Genomic DNA, 17010 nt, shown 5'->3' on the forward strand with positions numbered 1-17010 from the left:
ATTATTTCATATTAGAATTCCAATTTCTTTTTTATTTACGGAGCTATCGTAGTAATTTATTTATGGCTTATTATCCTCATCCTATTATTGCTCGCGAAGGCTGGTTGCATATCGCGATTGCATTTTCTGCCGCACTCGGTGCACTGTTTCTGGTTGGTTGGCTCTGGTCAATACCTTTCTGGGTGATTGCTTTTTTCGTTTTGCAGTTTTTTCGTGATCCACCGAGAGAAGTGCCATCTAATCGCAATGCCATATTGGCACCGGCAGATGGCAGAATTGTTGCAGTTGAGAAAACTCAGGATCCTTATTTGGAGCGGGAAGCTGTCAAAATCAGCGTATTTATGAATGTATTTAATGTGCATTCCAATCGTAGCCCTATTGATGGTGAAATACGTGATAAATGGTATTTCCCGGGTAAATTCGTGAATGCGGATTTACCCAAAGCATCGTTGGAGAATGAGCGCAATGCATTATGGATTAAAGCTGATAATGGTGCCGATGTGACTTGTGTTCAGGTAGCTGGACTCATTGCGAAACGGATTCTTTGTCAAGTATCGCCGGGTGATCATATGACGCGAGGGCAACGTTTTGGGTTTATACGTTTTGGTTCGAGAGTGGATGTATATTTACCATTGAATACTAAAATTAATGTCAATATAGGCGATAAAGTGTCAGCAACATTGACAATTCTGGCTGAGTTTCGAGAAGAATAATTCAAAATGGTAAGTTAATAAGTGGATTCTTTCTACATTCAAGTAGAATTTTATTGTCAAAGGCTCTTTTTATGTTGTTTCTCTACGGTGTTTTTGAATCAATGATCCATTGATTGTTCTTATCACTATCTGCTTTTCTTTAATTAACTAATAATGCCCGATTCCATATCAGAACGCACTGTACTCAAGTCTAGATTACGCAGGCGTGGTATCTATCTATTACCGAATTTATTCACGACAGCAGCATTGTTTGCTGGATTTTATGCCATTGTGCAAGCCATGAATGGGAATTTTGAGTATTCGGCAATTGCTGTCTTTATTGCGATGGTTCTTGACGGACTAGATGGTCGAGTGGCACGCCTTACTGGAACTCAAAGTGAGTTCGGTGCCGAATACGATAGCATGTCGGATATGGTTTCATTTGGTGTTGCACCTGCGTTGATAGTATACGAATGGGCCTTGAAAGAAATGGATCAGTGGGGCTGGATTGTCGCATTTATATACTGTGCATGTGCAGCCTTACGGCTTGCACGATTCAATACTAATATCGAAGTGGTTGATAAACGCTTTTTCCAGGGTCTGCCCAGCCCTGCTGCTGCTGCGCTGATAGCGGGGCTTGTTTGGGTGACGATTAATTTTCAGATACAAGGTAGTGATGTTAAATGGCTGGCAAGTATCGTTACACTGTTTGCTGCATTTACTATGGTGAGTAATATCCCGTATTACAGCGGGAAAGAGATAAATCTACGTCGAAGAGTCCCCTTCTTTACAGTACTATTATTGGTTTTGTTTTTCTTTGTATTGATACCCAGTCATCCGCCTTTGGTTTTGTTTTTTTTATTCGCAGCATATGCATTTTCGGGATATTTCATTAAATTATGGCGCTTTGGTAGAAGCAAAAGAAGTAGTGAAACAATTAACTCCTGAAGTTTGCCTCTTGCATTCGAAGGAAAAACTAATTATATTTTCAATCATGATGTTTGAAAAAAATGATAAACGCTTTTTCTCCCTGTTTGCAGTTTCGATTACGGCACTAGCGTGTCTGTTATTGCGCCTTGCGCGCTAAATTTTCCCTCCCTAATTTTCTTTCTTCCCTATAAAATTCGAATAGCGAATTTTATCTTACTTTAAGATTTCTTCTTCATGTGGAGAGCAAAATGCAAGAGCATTTGATTATTTTTGACACAACGTTGCGTGATGGTGAGCAAAGTCCGGGTGCATCCATGACTAAAGAAGAAAAGGTGCGTATTGCTTGGCAACTGGAGCGCATGGGTGTGGATGTTATCGAAGCAGGTTTTCCAGCAGCATCAAATGGAGATTTTGAGGCTGTGAAAGCAGTTGCTGACTCAGTCAAGGATAGCATGGTGTGTGGGTTAGCGCGTGCGATTGAAACTGATATTCAACGTACGGGTGAGGCGTTAAAGGGTGCGCAATCAGCGCGTATTCATACTTTTATCGCCACATCACCGGTTCATATGAAGAAAAAATTGCGAATGTCACCTGATCAGGTAATAACTCAAGCTGTGAAAGCTGTGAAATGGGCACGTCAATATACCGATAATGTTGAGTTTTCTCCCGAAGATGCTGGCCGATCAGAATTAGATTTCTTGTGTCAGATACTTGAGGCTGTGATTGATGCGGGGGCAACCACGGTTAACATTCCTGATACCGTTGGTTATACCATGCCGGATCAGTTCGGGACGCTTATTCGGAATTTACGTGAGCGCGTTCCGAATTCAGATAAGGCAATTTTCTCGGTTCATTGCCACAATGATTTAGGACTGGCTGTGGCTAATTCATTGACTGCGGTGATGAATGGCGCGCGGCAAGTTGAATGTACCATCAATGGCTTGGGGGAAAGAGCGGGTAATGCGGCATTGGAAGAAATCGTGATGGCTGTTCGTACCCGCCAGGATTATTTCCCTTGTGATACGAGGATTGATACAACACATATTGTTTCGGCAAGTAAACTGGTTTCAGGTATCACCGGTTTTCCAGTACAACCCAATAAAGCGATAGTCGGTGCGAATGCTTTTGCCCATGAATCGGGTATTCATCAAGATGGCGTATTGAAACACCGTGAGACGTATGAAATCATGCGTGCAGAAGATGTGGGTTGGGGTGCAAACAAATTATTGCTGGGAAAGCATTCGGGGCGTAACGCTTTTCGGAATCGTCTAATGGAACTTGGCATCGAGTTGGAATCCGAAGAGATGCTTAATAATACTTTCATGCGCTTCAAGGAATTGGCCGATAAGAAACATGAAATATTCGATGAAGATCTTCATGCACTGGTTTCGGATGAGGAGTTAGTGTTGCATGAATGCTTCCGGCTAATCTCGTTGATTGTGCATAGTGAAACGGGTGAGATCCCTTACGCACGTGTGGTGATTTCGGATAACGGAAATGAAATGAGTGCTGATGCAGAAGGAAGCGGTCCCGTAGATGCCACTTTCCGTGCGATTGAGAAATTGCTTTCGAGCGAGGCGAAGCTGCAACTGTATTCCGTGAACAATATCACCAGTGGTACTGATGCGCAAGGCGAAGTAACTGTGCGATTGCAAAAATCTGATCGTATTGTTAATGGGCATGGCGCAGATACCGATATTGTCGTGGCTTCTGCAAAAGCATATCTGAGCGCATTAAATAAGCTATGCAGTAAACTGGAACGGGCACATCCTCAGGTGTAGTTATACTTAAGTTTTTTATAAATATTAGATGCTTATCTTGATGCGATGAAAAATAAATTCAACCTATCGGTTTGTACATTAGTTTTATTCCTAACCTTTCAAGTGCAGGCATTTCAATTTAAAGATGCAACAGGTGAGCTTCATAAGCTTGAGGACTATAAAGGGCGCTGGGTATTGATTAATTTCTGGGCGACCTGGTGCGCTCCCTGTCTTAAAGAAATTCCTGATTTGATTTCTCTGTATCAAGATCGTAAAGATATTATGATTATTGGCGTTGCGATGGATTATAGTGATCCACAAGAAATTATGAGCTTTGTGCGTTCTCTATCAATCAACTATCCTATCGTATTAGGTGATCGCAAAATTGCTTCGCAATTAGATGAGATTTCATTATTGCCCAGCACTTATTTTTACGATCCTGATGGTCATCCAGCTGCACGGCAGCTAGGCATTATTTCACGTGAGAATATCGAAAAATTTATTGAGTCAAAATCAATGGAAAAGAAATAATACATACCCGTACTGGCTCTGCAGGAGCTGTTTCTTATTGTTAAATTTTTTGATTATAAGCTTATTCCATTGCAATGATGCTTAGCGCCAGGTGGTTCGCCATTTATTGAATACAAGTTGTGGATAAAAAGCTTCCCCTAAGCTACCGTTATATCTTCCGAGCGCACGGAAATAATCCCCATTTTCCTTATCGAGATAATGCCGAAGAATGGTACATCCATAACGCAAATTCATGCGCAAGTGAAAGAGATTGTGATCCTGATGACCGATGACATCTACCCAGAATGGCATGATTTGCATATAGCCGCGCGCGCCTGCATGAGAAACGGCATATTTTTTAAAACCACTTTCAACTTGAATGACGCTTAGTACCAGTTGGGGATCTAACCCTGCTCGTGTTGCCTCATAATAAACCGTTCTTAAAAAATCCTCTCGTTCGATTAGATCAGGAATGTATCTTTCTAAACGATGACTCATGCTGATGAGCCAGGTAACATTATCTGCAATAGCTGCATATTCTATATATGAGGCAGCTTGATCACTTGTTTCATGCAGAATAATTGTTTGCGTACTGGCAGCGAGCTGTTCATAACTCGGATTATTGGCATAAGTGAGACCGGGAATGAGTAATAAGAGTATTGCGAAGGTTAATCTATGCATAGTTTGGTGGATATAAATGGAAAAATTTCATCAATAAAGATCGCTTGAGGAGAGTGATCTTTCCGGCCTTGATATTCAATAATTGATTGTTTGAGTCCGCGTTCTCCAATCACGATTCGGTGTGGAATACCTATTAGTTCCATATCAGCAAACATGACGCCGGGACGTTCATCTCGATCGTCTAAAAGTACTTCTATGCGTGCATCCAAGAATTGTTGATAAAGTTTTTCAACAATATCTCTTACTTGAGGGTTTTTCTGCAATCCGATCGGAATTATTGCTAGCTGAAATGGAGCTATTGCAGCAGGAAAAATAATACCATGCTCATCATGGTTTTGCTCAATGGCTGCAGCAACAATACGTGAGACACCAATACCGTAACAGCCCATTTCCATATGTTGAGTGCATCCGGATTCATCTAAAAAAGTGGCTTTCATAATTTTAGAATACTTCGTGCGTAATTGGAAAATATGTCCTACTTCTATTCCTCGGCAAATTTCTAAAGTGCCCTTCCCATCAGGAGATGCATCACCTGTAACCACATTTCTTATATCAAAGATATATTCCGGTAGTTTGAGATCACGATCAAAATTGACATGCATCAAGTGAAAACCTTCTTCATTTGCACCACAAACAAAATTGCTCATATTCATAACTGCTTGATCTGCAATTACGCAGGTATTTAACCCGACCGGACCGATAAATCCTGGTACCGTTCCAGTTTCATCTAGGATATCTTCTTCATTTGCTAACTGAAATTCAGATAAAAAGGGTATTTTTCTTACTTTTAATTCGTTCAATTGGTGATCGCCACGTAATAATAATAAGAATATTCGATCATTAGTTTTTACAGCGAGTGTTTTTAAGGTTTTGTTCAGTGGAATTTTTAAAAATTCTGCAACCTCGGCACAAGTTCTTTTACCCGGAGTGGCAATTTTTTGCATGTTGCCATCGGGAATGCTGGGGCTTTGAGGAGGTGTTGGTGAACTGGCCAATTCAATATTGGCCGCATAATCTGAATCAGGACAGAATGCAATTGCATCCTCGCCAGAATCCGCTAAAACGTGAAACTCATGTGAGCCGCTACCCCCTATAGCACCCGTATCAGCTGAGACTGCACGAAATTGCAATCCGAGGCGAGTAAAAATACGGCTGTAGGTCTCGTACATGAGCTGATAGGTCTGCATTAAACTATCTTCATTCGTATGAAATGAGTATGCATCTTTCATGACAAACTCGCGTGCGCGCATTACCCCAAAGCGGGGTCTGATTTCATCACGAAATTTAGTTTGTATTTGATAGAAATTGAGTGGCAGCTGGCGATAGCTTTTGATTTCCTTGCGCACAATATCGGTAATGATTTCTTCGTGAGTGGGACCAAAACAGAAATCATGTTTATGGCGATCTTTGATTTTTAGCATTTGCAGTCCGAATACATCCCATCTTCCAGTTTCTTGCCATAATTCTGCAGGTTGTATAGCGGGCATTAAAACCTCCATGGCGCCACTGTTGTTCATTTCTTCACGTATAATGTTTTCGATTTTTCTTAAAACTCTCAAACCCAGTGGCATCCATGTATATAGCCCACTCCCAAGGCGTTTGATGAGCCCGGCACGTAACATAAGCTTGTGGCTGATCAGCTCTGCTTCCGCGGGTGCTTCTTTGAGTGTTGAAACAAAAAATTGTGAGACGCGCATGAGCTATTCCATTATGATAAGAAATAATGATTTTACCGTGAAATGCTTGTTTATAGTGCGCAGTAGCCTATGGATTATGCGCTTGTGATTTATTTAGGTAATCGGATATGAAAGGACATGAGTTTTTGTTTTTGGGTTATGAATGCTTTCAATCTATCGTAAAGTGTGAAAAAATCCATCTATTTGATAGGTCAAATGAACAATTCATATGATTGACCGTAATGGATATCGTCCCAACGTTGGTATTATTCTCTTGAATTCAAGAAACGAAGTTTTTTGGGGTAAGCGTATTAGACAGAATTCTTGGCAATTTCCACAGGGAGGCATTAAGTCTGGAGAAAGTCCAGAGCAAGCTATGTATAAAGAGCTGAGCGAAGAAATAGGGTTACGCCCGAATCATGTTGAAATTGTTGGGCGTACACGTGATTGGCTGAGATATGAAGTGCCTGATCGATGGATTAGACGTGAATGGCGTGGCAATTATAAAGGGCAGAAGCAGATCTGGTATCTGCTGCGATTGGTTGGGCGCGATAGCGATGTTTCGTTGCGTCAAAGCACCCATCCAGAATTTGATGCGTGGCGTTGGAATCAATATTGGGTGGAGTTAGACTCGGTTGTGGAATTTAAACGCAAAGTTTATAAACAAGCATTGACAGAGTTGTCACGCCTGTTAAAAACAGATCCTTGTCAATGTACTGATTATTATGATGTGGATACTTCGGCGGGGGTTGGCAGGAAGGCTTTGACTGATCAGCTGGAAGTGAACGAATAAAAGCAGATCTATCATAAGTCTATCTTAGAACATTCTTTTGTTATAAATTTAAGAGAAATAGAAGTAGATGGTTTATTTTATTTTTAATAAATTTCCCATCTGCGAGCTTTTCATCAGGCGTAATCGGCTGCGCCATTACAGCCGCTTATTATTAAATTAGGGAGAGTACCGATGAAGATGCATATACTGGTTGCATCACTTTTATCGATTGGCATGCTTGCCATTTCGGTTAATACTTTAGCCAATGAGCCTATCCAACCTATTAAACCTGCAAAAGTTGATAATGCTGATATGGTTGAATTAGGGAAAATGTTATTTTTTGATCCACGTTTATCTATGTCTGGATTTATTTCTTGCAACTCTTGCCATAATTTGAGCATGGGTGGAACAGATAATCTTCCGAGTTCTATCGGTCATAAATGGCATCAAGGGCCAATTAATGCTCCAACTGTATTAAATTCTAGTATGAATTTGGCACAATTCTGGGATGGGCGTGCTAAAGATTTAAAAGAGCAAGCTGGTGGTCCAATTGCAAATCCAGGAGAAATGGGCTCGACGCATAAAATTGCCGTTGATGTAATACAATCTATTCCTCAATATCGTACTTATTTTGAGAAAGCATTTGGATCAGACCAAGTTGATATTGATCGAATAACCACCGCAATTGCAGCTTTTGAAGATACGTTGGTTACTCCTGGATCCCGTTTTGATAAATGGCTGGAAGGAGACAAAAAGGCTTTAAATCAGCAAGAGCTTGAAGGGTATGCGTTATTCAAAAATAGTGGGTGTACTGGTTGCCATAATGGGAAAGCTGTAGGAGGTGCACTGTATCAGAAGTTTGGTGTTCATCACCCTTATGAAACAAAAAGTAAGGTGGAAGGTCGAAAAGCGGTTACTGGAAAAGATACTGATTTGAATGTCTTTAAAGTGCCAACTTTGCGTAATATAGAATTAACTTATCCCTACTTTCATGATGGCGCTGTAACCTCATTAGAAGATGCGGTAAGAATAATGGGTAAAGTGCAATTAGATCGCGACTTCAATAAGAAAGAAATTGATAGTATTGTTGCTTTTTTGAAAACGCTAACGGGTGTGCAGCCTGAAATTAAGTTGCCCATTCTTCCACCATCAAATAATAATACGCCTAAGCCAGTACCATTTTAATTGTTGAAATCGAACAGAAGGCTGCTAAATTTCGGTGTTACGATTATGGTGTTAAGGGCAAGTCTCGAGCCACCCGGACTATGACCATAGTCCGGGTGGCTCGAATATGGAATAGAATTATTTGGTTGGCAATTTAATTTGATATAGATTTACATTTAAAAATAAAGTAGAGTTACTATTCCGATAACGAATAATTAAAATAGGGAATTACCTATGGGTAACAAGGGACAGTTGCTACAGGATCCGTTTCTAAATATATTGCGAAAAGAACATATCCCAGTGTCCATTTATTTAGTGAACGGTATTAAACTACAAGGACAAATTGATTCATTCGATCAATATGTAGTGCTGCTGAAAAACTCGGTTACGCAAATGGTATACAAACATGCGATTTCTGCAGTGGTGCCTGCAAGAGCTGTTACTATTCCCGTTGAAGCGGTGGAAACACGCGATGCTTGATATGCCTGTAGGGCATGAATAAAACAATAGCATCCGATACAGCAATTTTGGTTGGTGTCGATTTCGGCGGTGGTACTCATCAAGACAGTTTGTTGGAGTTGCAGTTATTAGCTTCCAGCGATAAGCTTGAAGTTATTGCTATTGTGACAGGAAAGCGATCGCGCCCTGATTCCGCAACATATATTGGAAGGGGTAAAGTTGAGGAAATCGTGCGAGTGAGGCAGCAGACTGGGGCTGGATTGGTTATATTTAATCATGATTTGTCCCCAGCGCAGCAGCGAAACCTATCTTTGCGTTTAAATTGTAATGTTATTGATCGCACTAATCTGATTCTTGACATTTTTGCCCGTCGAGCTCACAGTCACGAAGGAAAGCTACAAGTTGAATTGGCTCAGTTGGAATATCTTTTAACACGTCTTGTACGCGGATGGACTCATCTTGAAAGACAGAAGGGCGGTATAGGTTTGCGTGGGCCAGGGGAAACTCAACTGGAGACGGATCGGAGATTAATTAAAAAGCGAGTAAAATTACTTAAGGGAAAACTTTCGGATCTACAGTGCCAACGAAATGTTCAAAGACGCTCTAGGCAGCGAGCAAACTCGTTGGCGGTATCTATTGTTGGTTATACCAATGCAGGTAAATCAACTTTCTTTAACAAATTAACGCGCGCACAATCGTATGCTGCTGATCAGCTATTTGCTACATTAGATACAACAACGCGTAAATTATTTATCGAAGAAGGTAGTACAGTGGTTATTTCGGATACAGTAGGATTTATCCGGGAATTGCCCCATACATTGGTAGCCGCGTTTCGTGCAACACTTGAAGAAACTGTACAGGCTGATTTATTACTTCATGTGATAGATGCCAGTAGCTCCAATTGTGATGAGCAAATTAATGAAGTTAATAAAATACTAAAAGAAATTGGTGCTGATGTTATTCCACAGATCTTGATTTTCAACAAAATTGATTTAATCGACCAGACTATATGTAGTACAGGTTGCGTACGTGATGAATATGGTAGAATATCACGTATTCGTTTAAGCGCAGAAACAGGCGAGGGAATTGAGTTTGTAAGGCAGGCGTTGGCAGAAACAATCTTAGAAAACTCTAAAAAACTGAATAAAGAATCAACGGAAATAACTAATGGGTTTCGAGATTGTGCTTCAGTGCAAGACTTTTTTTGAACGAACAAACAGGAATGATTATGGGATTAAATGATCCACAATGGGGAAAAAATAAAGGCGATTCTGGTCCACCAGACTTAGATGACGTGTTGCGTAATTTCAATAAAAAAATCAATGATATGTTTGGGCAAAAAAAAAGCGGGGGAGGAGGTGATGATGGGCCGCGTACTCAAGGATCCAAGCCGCAGAGTAATGGAAGCATTATATTAATCCTTGGCTTGTTGGTTGTGGTGTGGTTGGGAAGTGGTTTTTATATTGTAGATGAGGGCCATAGAGGTGTGGTATTACGATTTGGTCAATACGTCGATACATCATCGGCGGGGTTACGTTGGCATTTTCCCTATCCAGTTGAGAGAGTGGAAGTGGTGAATGTCAGTCAGGTTCGGACAGTTGAAATTGGCTACCGGAATAATGTAAGAAGCAAAGTGTTGCGCGAAGCATTAATGTTAACAGATGATGAAAACATTATCGATATTCAGTTTGCGGTACAGTATATATTGAATGATCCAGAGAATTTTCTATTCAAAAACAGAAACCCAGATGAAGCTGTACTCCAGGCAGCTGAGACTGCAATCAGACAGGTAATAGGTAAAAGTAAAATGGATTTTGTCCTTTATGAAGGACGTGAGCAAGTGGCAGCCAATGCAACACAGTTGATGCAAAAAATTCTTGATCGATATGAAATTGGTATTTTGATTAGCAGAGTGACGATGCAGAATGCACAGCCCCCCGAACAAGTTCAAGCTGCATTTGATGATGCAGTAAAAGCAGGCCAAGATAGAGAACGGCAAAAAAACGAGGGGCAAGCATATGCGAATGATGTTATTCCAAGAGCAGCTGGTAATGCGGCTCGATTAATTCAAGAATCTGAAGGGTATAAGCAACGTGTTATTGTAAGTGCTGAGGGTGATGCCAGTCGTTTTGAACAAATTCTTACTGAATATAGTAAGGCACCGAACGTTACACGCGAGCGTTTATATTTGGATATGATGCAGCAAGTACTTTCGAATACGAGTAAAATTGTTGTTGATCAAAAGAACGGGAACAATCTTTTATATTTGCCGCTTGATAAACTCATTAATATAAGTGGATCAACGTCGGTCTCACCAGCTACAACATCACCTGCGGTACAGGAAACAACACCTGATAGCAGTTTACGAGCACGAGAATCTTTTCGTAGTCGCGAACGGGAGATAAGATAGATGAAAAGTTTTACATCAGTATTTTCAGGAATCATTATTGCAATTTTTTTTCTGGGTAGTTCGGCAATTTATATTGTTGATGAGCGCCAGCAGGCAATTTTATTTCAACTTGGGGAAGTGATCGATGTTAAAATCGACCCAGGTTTATATTTTAAAATTCCAATCGCACAGAATGTGCGTTTTTTTGAGAAGCGTATCCTGACGATGGATACCGAAGAACCGGAACGATTTATTACTTCTGAGAAAAAGAATGTTTTAGTAGATTTATTTGTGAAATGGCGTATCGTGGATGTAAAACAATATTATATCAGCGTACGAGGAGATGAAGGTTTAGCCCAAACACGATTGGCTCAAACCATCAACGCAAGTATACGTGATGAATTTGGTAATCGCACGGTTCATGATGTGGTCTCAGGTGAGCGTGATGTGATTATGGAAATTATGCGTCAGAAGGCAGACAACGATGCTCGATCCATTGGAGTAGAAGTTGTTGATGTACGTCTAAAACGTGTGGATCTTCCGCAAGAGGTTAGTGAATCGGTATATAGGCGTATGGAAGCAGAACGAAAACGAGTAGCAAATGAATTACGTTCAACCGGTGCTGCTGAATCGGAAAAAATTCGTGCTGACGCGGATAAGCAACGAGAAATTATATTAGCTGAGGCCTATCGGGAAGCCCAAAAAACAATGGGTGATGGTGATAGCCAGGCAGCTGCAATCTATGCAGCGGCATTTCAGAAAGATTCTGAATTTTATGCGTTTTGGCGCAGTATTGATGCTTATAAGCAATCATTCAAGAATAAGGGAGATATGATGGTTCTTGAACCTACCTCTGATTTCTTTAAATATTTAAAAAATCCTGCAGTTAGTAAATAATAATACATGTTCTTGTAGAATCAGTTAAGGCTCTGTTTTATTAAAATAGATGCAATTTAGCGTCCCGTTGTATTTCCACTGAGACGGTGTGTGATTTAATGGTGGATGCTTATGCAGAAGTTCTGAGAATCGAAGCTATTGTTTGCTCGGCTTTGTGACAGAGCCTATCAATTTTTTTATGCTTCTCCTTGAAGATATTATGAATGCGTGATTAAGCAGGAGTTATCGTACATGTGGGAAAATTTTTTAAATGCAATTGCATTAATGTTAATTCTGGAGGGAATGCTGCCATTTTTGTCTCCGAATACTTGGAGAGAAGCATTCAGAAAACTAATTGAGATCAATGATAATCAGTTACGTTTCATAGGATTAACTTTAATGTTAATCGGATTAATATTGCTTGTCATCATAACCTAAATCATTTTTCACTTCCCTCTGACGCTTTGTCAGTCTTAGCATGCATAATTGGTTGCTCCCAGAATATGTTGAAGATATATTGCCAGCAGAAGCATTGCATATTGAAGTAACGCGCCGGCAAATTCTTGATCTACTGCTAACGCATGGTTACCAACAAGTCATACCGCCTTTATTAGAATACGTAGAATCATTATTGTCGGGCAGTGGCAGTGATATGGATCTGCAAACATTTAAAGTTATCGATCAGCTAAGTGGAAGAATGATGGGATTGCGCGCTGATATGACACCTCAAGTGGCAAGAATTGATGCACATTTATTGAATTTTAGCGGCATAACACGACTATGCTATGTCAACAGTGTACTGCATACGATTCCATCTGGAATAACACAAACGCGTGAACCCTTGCAAATTGGTGCTGAGCTATACGGTCACTCAGGATTGGAAAGTGATTTAGAAGTGCAACGTCTTATGCTGCAGTGCCTGTCGACCTCCCATATAAATGAAATTCATCTGGATCTCGGTCATGTAGCAGTTTTTCGTGGATTAATAAAAGGTGCGGGGATATCACGGGAACTTGAAGCAGAATTATTTTCGGTTCTACAAGCAAAAGATATTTCAACTTTACAGGAATTGTGTTTAAAGTTGAAAAAAAGTATTCGTGAGGCATTGCTCTTATTGCCTGAGCTTTATGGTGATAAAAAGATTTTGGCCGATGCGATAGCGCTACTGCCGGACTATCCAGTAATTAGAACTGCATTGAATGAGCTTGGTCTGGTTGAAAAAGAGCTAAAGCCAATAGTGGGTAGCGTTGCATTCGATTTAGCTGATTTGCGAGGATATCACTATCATACAGGAATGGTATTTGCTGCATACGCGAAAGGGTGTTCAAATGCTATCGCCCTCGGCGGACGCTATGATGAAATAGGGAAAACCTTCGGGCGGGCACGGCCAGCAACTGGTTTCAGTATGGATTTAAGAGAACTATCCAGATTAGTAAAACCTAAAAAATATCCCAAAGGAATACGAGCGCCTTTTGAGAAAAAAGATAAGAGATTGGAAGATATGATTCAGCAATTACGTAAAGCAGGGCATATTGTAATCATGGAATTGCCAGAACAAAAGGATGAATTTATGGTCTGCGACAGGCAATTAGTGTTGCTTGATGGAAAATGGATAATTGAAGAGATTTAATTTCTCTGATTTAAATCTACGGTTTTTTTAGAGAATAGGACTATGACTAAAAATGTAGTCGTCATTGGTACACAATGGGGCGATGAAGGAAAGGGCAAGATTGTTGACTGGTTAACGGATCATGCACAAGGTGTTGTACGCTTTCAGGGCGGACATAATGCAGGTCATACATTGGTCATAGGTAATACTAAAACAGTATTACATTTAATTCCATCCGGTATCCTGCGAGACGGTGTTATTTGTTACATCGGAAATGGTGTGGTAATTTCACCAGAAGCCTTGCTAAGTGAAATTGATATGCTGGAACAGAATGGTATTGATGTTACTGGGCGTTTGCGTATTAGCGCGGCTTGTCCACTTATTTTACCTTGTCACATTGCGCTGGATAATGCCCGTGAAGCGGCCAGAGGCGTAGGAAAAATTGGCACTACAGGGCGTGGTATCGGGCCTGCGTACGAAGATAAGGTTGCTCGTCGTGCAATTCGATTACAAGATTTGTTTCATCGAGATCGCTTTGCAGCCAAATTGGGTGAAATGCTGGATTATCATAATTTTGTGTTGAAAAATTACTTTCATGTAAAGGTGATCGATTTTCAAAAAACGATGGATGATGCCTTAATACAATCTGAACGTATTAAGCCAATGATAGCGGATGTTCCGCAGCTTTTGTTTGAGGCGCATAAAGCTGGCAACAATCTATTATTTGAGGGCGCGCAAGGAGCATTATTGGATGTTGATCATGGTACATATCCATTTGTAACCTCGAGTAACTGTGTGGCAGGTGCAGCAGGACCTGGTAGCGGAGTTGGGCCACAAATGCTGCAGTATGTATTGGGTATTACCAAGGCGTATACAACTAGGGTTGGATCCGGTCCATTTCCGACTGAGTTGGACGACGATATCGGTAGGCATTTGGCTTCGCGTGGACATGAATTTGGATCAACAACAGGTCGTCCGCGTCGTTGCGGTTGGTTTGATGCAGTTGCGCTAAAGCGCTCCATTCAAATAAATGGCGTAACAGGATTATGCATTACTAAGCTGGACGTTCTAGATGGGGTGGAGAGCCTTAGTTTGGGTATCGGGTATCGATTGATTGATGGTAACAAAAGTAATATTCTTCCGGTTGGTGCGGATGATTTGGATTGCTGTGAGCCGATTTATGAGGAAATACCCGGCTGGGTAGAAAATACAGCGGGTATTAAAAAATTCCATCAACTACCCAAGGCCGCACAGAATTATTTGAAAAGATTAGAAGAAGTGTGTGAAATACCTATTGATATGATTTCTACTGGACCTGACAGAGAGGATACCATTTTATTGCATCATCCATTTGAATCGATTTCTTAATAAAGTTGTTATAAAAATGCGATGCGATCATCTCGTAAGTGTTGTAGATTGGGAAACGGAAACTCTAACTCTACGAAATATTCGAACAACAGTTTTTATTTTTGAACAGCAGGTTCCAGTAGATTTAGAATGGGATGAGTTTGATATTATCAGTACGCATTTTCTGGTATTTAATCATCACGGAGAGGCAGTAGGAACTGCAAGATTATTGCCAGATGGACATATCGGGAGAATGGCTGTATTGAAAGAATGGCGAGGTAAAGGGTATGGCAGTGCGATGCTGAAAAAAATATTAGAGGAATTAAGGCAGCGTCATATGCAAAAAGCAATGCTTAATGCGCAAATTGATGCAGTAGCGTTCTATGAAAAATTTGGATTTCAGAAAGTTTCTGAAGAAAAATTTTTTGAAGCAGGAATTCTCCATATCAAGATGATGATTTTTTTAAAATAACTTGTAATAATCGCGACCCGATCTGACAGTTACCCGGTTTGACGATGTGCCTGTTAGATCAAATTCAGTTATTCAATGCAGTGATTTTATCGTCCCATACCTCTTTTGCGTCAATTAAAGTTTGCATTGGCGTGCGCCCACAGTACATCTTGTCCTGATGAGTACGCGTGCTGTTGTAATACACTATCCATTCATCCAGATCATATTGTAACTCCTCAATGGACTGGTAAATCTTGCGCTGAAATGCCACGTGGTAGAACTCCTTTCAGTGCCAGATAGAGCCGGTAATTGTGATTCCCCGACTTGCCACAATATTCGGTACCAAGGATGCGGATGCCCCCATGCTCTGCTCGGCGAAGAACGGTAGCTGCCCGGTTTATTGAGCAAATCAGCCGCTGTGATCGGTGTCTTGGCGGTATAGAGCTTGGTGGCAGCCCACTTGGAATAGGTGTCGACGAAAGTCTGCTGATAAATCCGCCCCACGCTCTTGATAGTACCGACGTAGAAGATATCCTGACTACCGAGATATCCGGGATGAGCGGTCTCGATTTTACCATGGGCAACATCATCTTCTTGTTTCTTCTCCAGCGCCTGCACCTGCGCCTCGGTCAGTACCACCCCAGTCTCAGCGATATGCTTTTCCAAGGCGGATAGACGTTTTTTGAACGGCTCCAAATTCTGGTGCAGCCACACCGAACGGACACCGAATGGAGAAACGAAGATTCCGCATTTGCGCAGTTCGTTGGAAACCCGAACTTGACTAAAAGCAGGCTGCTCCAGGGCAAAAGCTGTAACAGCTGCCTCCGTCGCCTCTTTGATGTGGTTCTTGATGTTGGAGGGCTTGCGTCGGTTAGCATCAATCAGGGCATCAACGCCACCTGTTTCCACGGCAGCCTGATAGCGATAGAAAGTATCGCGAGAAAAACCCATCACCTTGCAAGCACGCGATACATTGCCAAGCTCGGCTGCCAGATTAAGCAAACCAATCTTGTATTTGATGACTTTCAATGACTTTCTGTTGAACACTACTCATGGGATTACTCCTTTGGGCTTTCGCGCTGGGTGGATAAAGTTTCACATCTCTATCAAACCGGGTAATCCCACCCGGGTAATCCCACCTTTTGGCAAGACTCTGCTGTCAAATCAAGTCTGTACTTCTACAAATAATATTACCTCTGATTATTTTACTTCGGTTTTACCCCATTCGTTTGCTAACGCATCCGAAGCTTGCTTCCATTGCTTGGTTGCTTTCTCCATCGAGATTCTAGCTTGCTCTGACTTTTTCTTCGCCGTTTCGACTGCTTTTTCTGCTTCTGCTAGTTTTTGTTTTGCTGTAGCCAGTTTTTTTTCAGCAAAAGTTAAATCTTTAGTGAAAGTTTCAGCATTCTGCTTGGCTTGCATCATTTTTTCATAGGTAATGCTTGCATTTTTCTGCAGGTTTTCAATATCTTCTGCTTTAGCATACGGTGGCGAAGCCGAGGTGTAAAGAATAAGTATGAGAAAGAAAATAAGCTCGCGCAATGAGTTAAATGGTTTTAGATTTGAGTTAATTTTCATGGGATTGAAGATGAGTATTCGTGTGAATTTAATTTCTCGCTACTTGCGGAGTAGTGCTTTTTATTGAAGTATATCAGGAAGTGACAATTCTTTTTTTATAACCACCGTCATTATCG

Annotated in this window: 17 protein-coding genes and 1 pseudogene; 14 read left to right on the plus strand and 4 right to left on the minus strand. The window is 41.0% G+C overall.

What is annotated here, in order from left to right:
• Positions 1-62 precede the first annotated feature (62 nt).
• The 4 genes from ATY38_RS09850 (at position 63) to ATY38_RS09865 (ending at position 3913) form a co-directional block, all read left to right on the plus strand.
• On the plus strand, positions 63-713 hold the full coding sequence (locus ATY38_RS09850) for a phosphatidylserine decarboxylase (protein WP_062559151.1): 651 nt from the start codon (positions 63-65) through the stop codon (positions 711-713).
• A 153-nt stretch (positions 714-866) separates the two neighbouring features.
• Complete coding sequence (gene pssA / locus ATY38_RS09855) at positions 867-1640, plus strand: CDP-diacylglycerol--serine O-phosphatidyltransferase (protein ID WP_062559152.1); 774 nt, start codon at positions 867-869, stop codon at positions 1638-1640.
• 230 nt (positions 1641-1870) lie between these two features.
• Positions 1871-3403 (plus strand): 2-isopropylmalate synthase, encoded by a 1533-nt coding sequence (locus ATY38_RS09860; protein ID WP_062559153.1) that lies wholly within the window; start codon positions 1871-1873, stop codon positions 3401-3403.
• A 45-nt stretch (positions 3404-3448) separates the two neighbouring features.
• Positions 3449-3913 carry a TlpA family protein disulfide reductase gene (locus tag ATY38_RS09865; protein ID WP_062559154.1) on the plus strand — a complete coding sequence of 155 codons (465 nt, stop codon included), beginning with the start codon at positions 3449-3451 and terminating at the stop codon, positions 3911-3913.
• A gap of 81 nt (positions 3914-3994) precedes the next feature.
• On the opposite strand, the gene ATY38_RS09870 is transcribed toward ATY38_RS09865, so the two are convergent.
• Positions 3995-4573: a lytic transglycosylase domain-containing protein gene (locus ATY38_RS09870; RefSeq protein WP_062559155.1), complete on the minus strand. Its 579-nt coding sequence runs from the start codon at positions 4571-4573 to the stop codon at positions 3995-3997.
• A complete protein-coding gene (locus ATY38_RS09875) occupies positions 4561-6270 on the minus strand; it encodes a proline--tRNA ligase (protein WP_062559156.1) in 1710 nt (569 codons plus the stop codon). Before ATY38_RS09875 ends, ATY38_RS09870 begins: the two co-directional genes overlap by 13 nt.
• Positions 6271-6478: 208 nt before the next feature.
• Here ATY38_RS09875 and ATY38_RS09880 point away from each other — a divergent pair, with 208 nt between their 5' ends.
• From ATY38_RS09880 to ATY38_RS09925, 10 genes are all read left to right on the plus strand, one after another.
• Positions 6479-7042, plus strand: coding sequence for an RNA pyrophosphohydrolase (locus tag ATY38_RS09880; protein WP_062559157.1), 564 nt, complete (start codon positions 6479-6481; stop codon positions 7040-7042).
• 171 nt (positions 7043-7213) lie between these two features.
• Positions 7214-8206, plus strand: a complete 993-nt coding sequence (locus tag ATY38_RS09885) for a cytochrome-c peroxidase (RefSeq protein WP_062559158.1) — start codon at positions 7214-7216, stop codon at positions 8204-8206.
• Between the two features lie 213 nt (positions 8207-8419).
• Positions 8420-8665 carry an RNA chaperone Hfq gene (gene hfq / locus ATY38_RS09890; RefSeq protein WP_062559159.1) on the plus strand — a complete coding sequence of 82 codons (246 nt, stop codon included), beginning with the start codon at positions 8420-8422 and terminating at the stop codon, positions 8663-8665.
• 14 nt (positions 8666-8679) lie between these two features.
• On the plus strand, positions 8680-9852 hold the full coding sequence (hflX, locus tag ATY38_RS09895) for a GTPase HflX (protein ID WP_062559160.1): 1173 nt from the start codon (positions 8680-8682) through the stop codon (positions 9850-9852).
• Positions 9853-9872: 20 nt separating this feature from the next.
• Positions 9873-11054, plus strand: coding sequence for an FtsH protease activity modulator HflK (gene hflK, locus ATY38_RS09900; RefSeq protein ID WP_062560171.1), 1182 nt, complete (start codon positions 9873-9875; stop codon positions 11052-11054).
• Positions 11055-11930, plus strand: a complete 876-nt coding sequence (hflC, locus tag ATY38_RS09905) for a protease modulator HflC (protein WP_062559161.1) — start codon at positions 11055-11057, stop codon at positions 11928-11930.
• A gap of 231 nt (positions 11931-12161) precedes the next feature.
• Positions 12162-12347, plus strand: a complete 186-nt coding sequence (locus ATY38_RS09910; RefSeq protein WP_062559162.1) for a DUF2065 domain-containing protein — start codon at positions 12162-12164, stop codon at positions 12345-12347.
• A gap of 40 nt (positions 12348-12387) precedes the next feature.
• Positions 12388-13539 (plus strand): ATP phosphoribosyltransferase regulatory subunit, encoded by a 1152-nt coding sequence (locus tag ATY38_RS09915; RefSeq protein WP_062559163.1) that lies wholly within the window; start codon positions 12388-12390, stop codon positions 13537-13539.
• A gap of 42 nt (positions 13540-13581) precedes the next feature.
• Complete coding sequence (locus tag ATY38_RS09920; protein WP_062559164.1) at positions 13582-14886, plus strand: adenylosuccinate synthase; 1305 nt, start codon at positions 13582-13584, stop codon at positions 14884-14886.
• Complete coding sequence (locus ATY38_RS09925; RefSeq protein WP_235590248.1) at positions 14870-15337, plus strand: GNAT family N-acetyltransferase; 468 nt, start codon at positions 14870-14872, stop codon at positions 15335-15337. The genes ATY38_RS09920 and ATY38_RS09925 overlap by 17 nt, the downstream gene beginning before the upstream one ends.
• A gap of 64 nt (positions 15338-15401) precedes the next feature.
• On the opposite strand, the pseudogene ATY38_RS09930 reads toward ATY38_RS09925, so the two are convergent.
• Both ATY38_RS09930 and ATY38_RS09935 read right to left on the minus strand, forming a co-directional pair.
• Positions 15402-16345: pseudogene (locus tag ATY38_RS09930) on the minus strand (helix-turn-helix domain-containing protein).
• Between the two features lie 171 nt (positions 16346-16516).
• A complete protein-coding gene (locus ATY38_RS09935; RefSeq protein WP_062559165.1) occupies positions 16517-16894 on the minus strand; it encodes a BAR domain-containing protein in 378 nt (125 codons plus the stop codon).
• Between the last annotated feature and the right edge of the window lie 116 nt (positions 16895-17010).

Source organism: Nitrosomonas ureae, assembly GCF_001455205.1.
In the GTDB taxonomy this organism is placed as follows: Bacteria; Pseudomonadota; Gammaproteobacteria; order Burkholderiales; family Nitrosomonadaceae; genus Nitrosomonas; species Nitrosomonas ureae.

Bases quoted from the DNA above. Each gene is read 5' to 3' on its own strand.
- ATY38_RS09860 (WP_062559153.1), top strand. From the start codon at position 1,871: ATGCAAGAGCATTTGATTATTTTTGACACAACGTTGCGTGATGGTGAG.
- ATY38_RS09915 (WP_062559163.1), top strand. From the start codon at position 12,388: ATGCATAATTGGTTGCTCCCAGAATATGTTGAAGATATATTGCCAGCA.
- hflC (WP_062559161.1), top strand. From the start codon at position 11,055: ATGAAAAGTTTTACATCAGTATTTTCAGGAATCATTATTGCAATTTTT.
- hflX (WP_062559160.1), top strand. From the start codon at position 8,680: ATGAATAAAACAATAGCATCCGATACAGCAATTTTGGTTGGTGTCGAT.
- ATY38_RS09885 (WP_062559158.1), top strand. From the start codon at position 7,214: ATGAAGATGCATATACTGGTTGCATCACTTTTATCGATTGGCATGCTT.
- ATY38_RS09920 (WP_062559164.1), top strand. From the start codon at position 13,582: ATGACTAAAAATGTAGTCGTCATTGGTACACAATGGGGCGATGAAGGA.
- ATY38_RS09880 (WP_062559157.1), top strand. From the start codon at position 6,479: ATGATTGACCGTAATGGATATCGTCCCAACGTTGGTATTATTCTCTTG.
- ATY38_RS09865 (WP_062559154.1), top strand. From the start codon at position 3,449: ATGAAAAATAAATTCAACCTATCGGTTTGTACATTAGTTTTATTCCTA.
- ATY38_RS09850 (WP_062559151.1), top strand. From the start codon at position 63: ATGGCTTATTATCCTCATCCTATTATTGCTCGCGAAGGCTGGTTGCAT.
- hfq (WP_062559159.1), top strand. From the start codon at position 8,420: ATGGGTAACAAGGGACAGTTGCTACAGGATCCGTTTCTAAATATATTG.
- pssA (WP_062559152.1), top strand. From the start codon at position 867: ATGCCCGATTCCATATCAGAACGCACTGTACTCAAGTCTAGATTACGC.
- hflK (WP_062560171.1), top strand. From the start codon at position 9,873: ATGGGATTAAATGATCCACAATGGGGAAAAAATAAAGGCGATTCTGGT.
- ATY38_RS09870 (WP_062559155.1), bottom strand. From the start codon at position 4,573: ATGCATAGATTAACCTTCGCAATACTCTTATTACTCATTCCCGGTCTC.
- ATY38_RS09935 (WP_062559165.1), bottom strand. From the start codon at position 16,894: ATGAAAATTAACTCAAATCTAAAACCATTTAACTCATTGCGCGAGCTT.
- ATY38_RS09910 (WP_062559162.1), top strand. From the start codon at position 12,162: ATGTGGGAAAATTTTTTAAATGCAATTGCATTAATGTTAATTCTGGAG.
- ATY38_RS09875 (WP_062559156.1), bottom strand. From the start codon at position 6,270: ATGCGCGTCTCACAATTTTTTGTTTCAACACTCAAAGAAGCACCCGCG.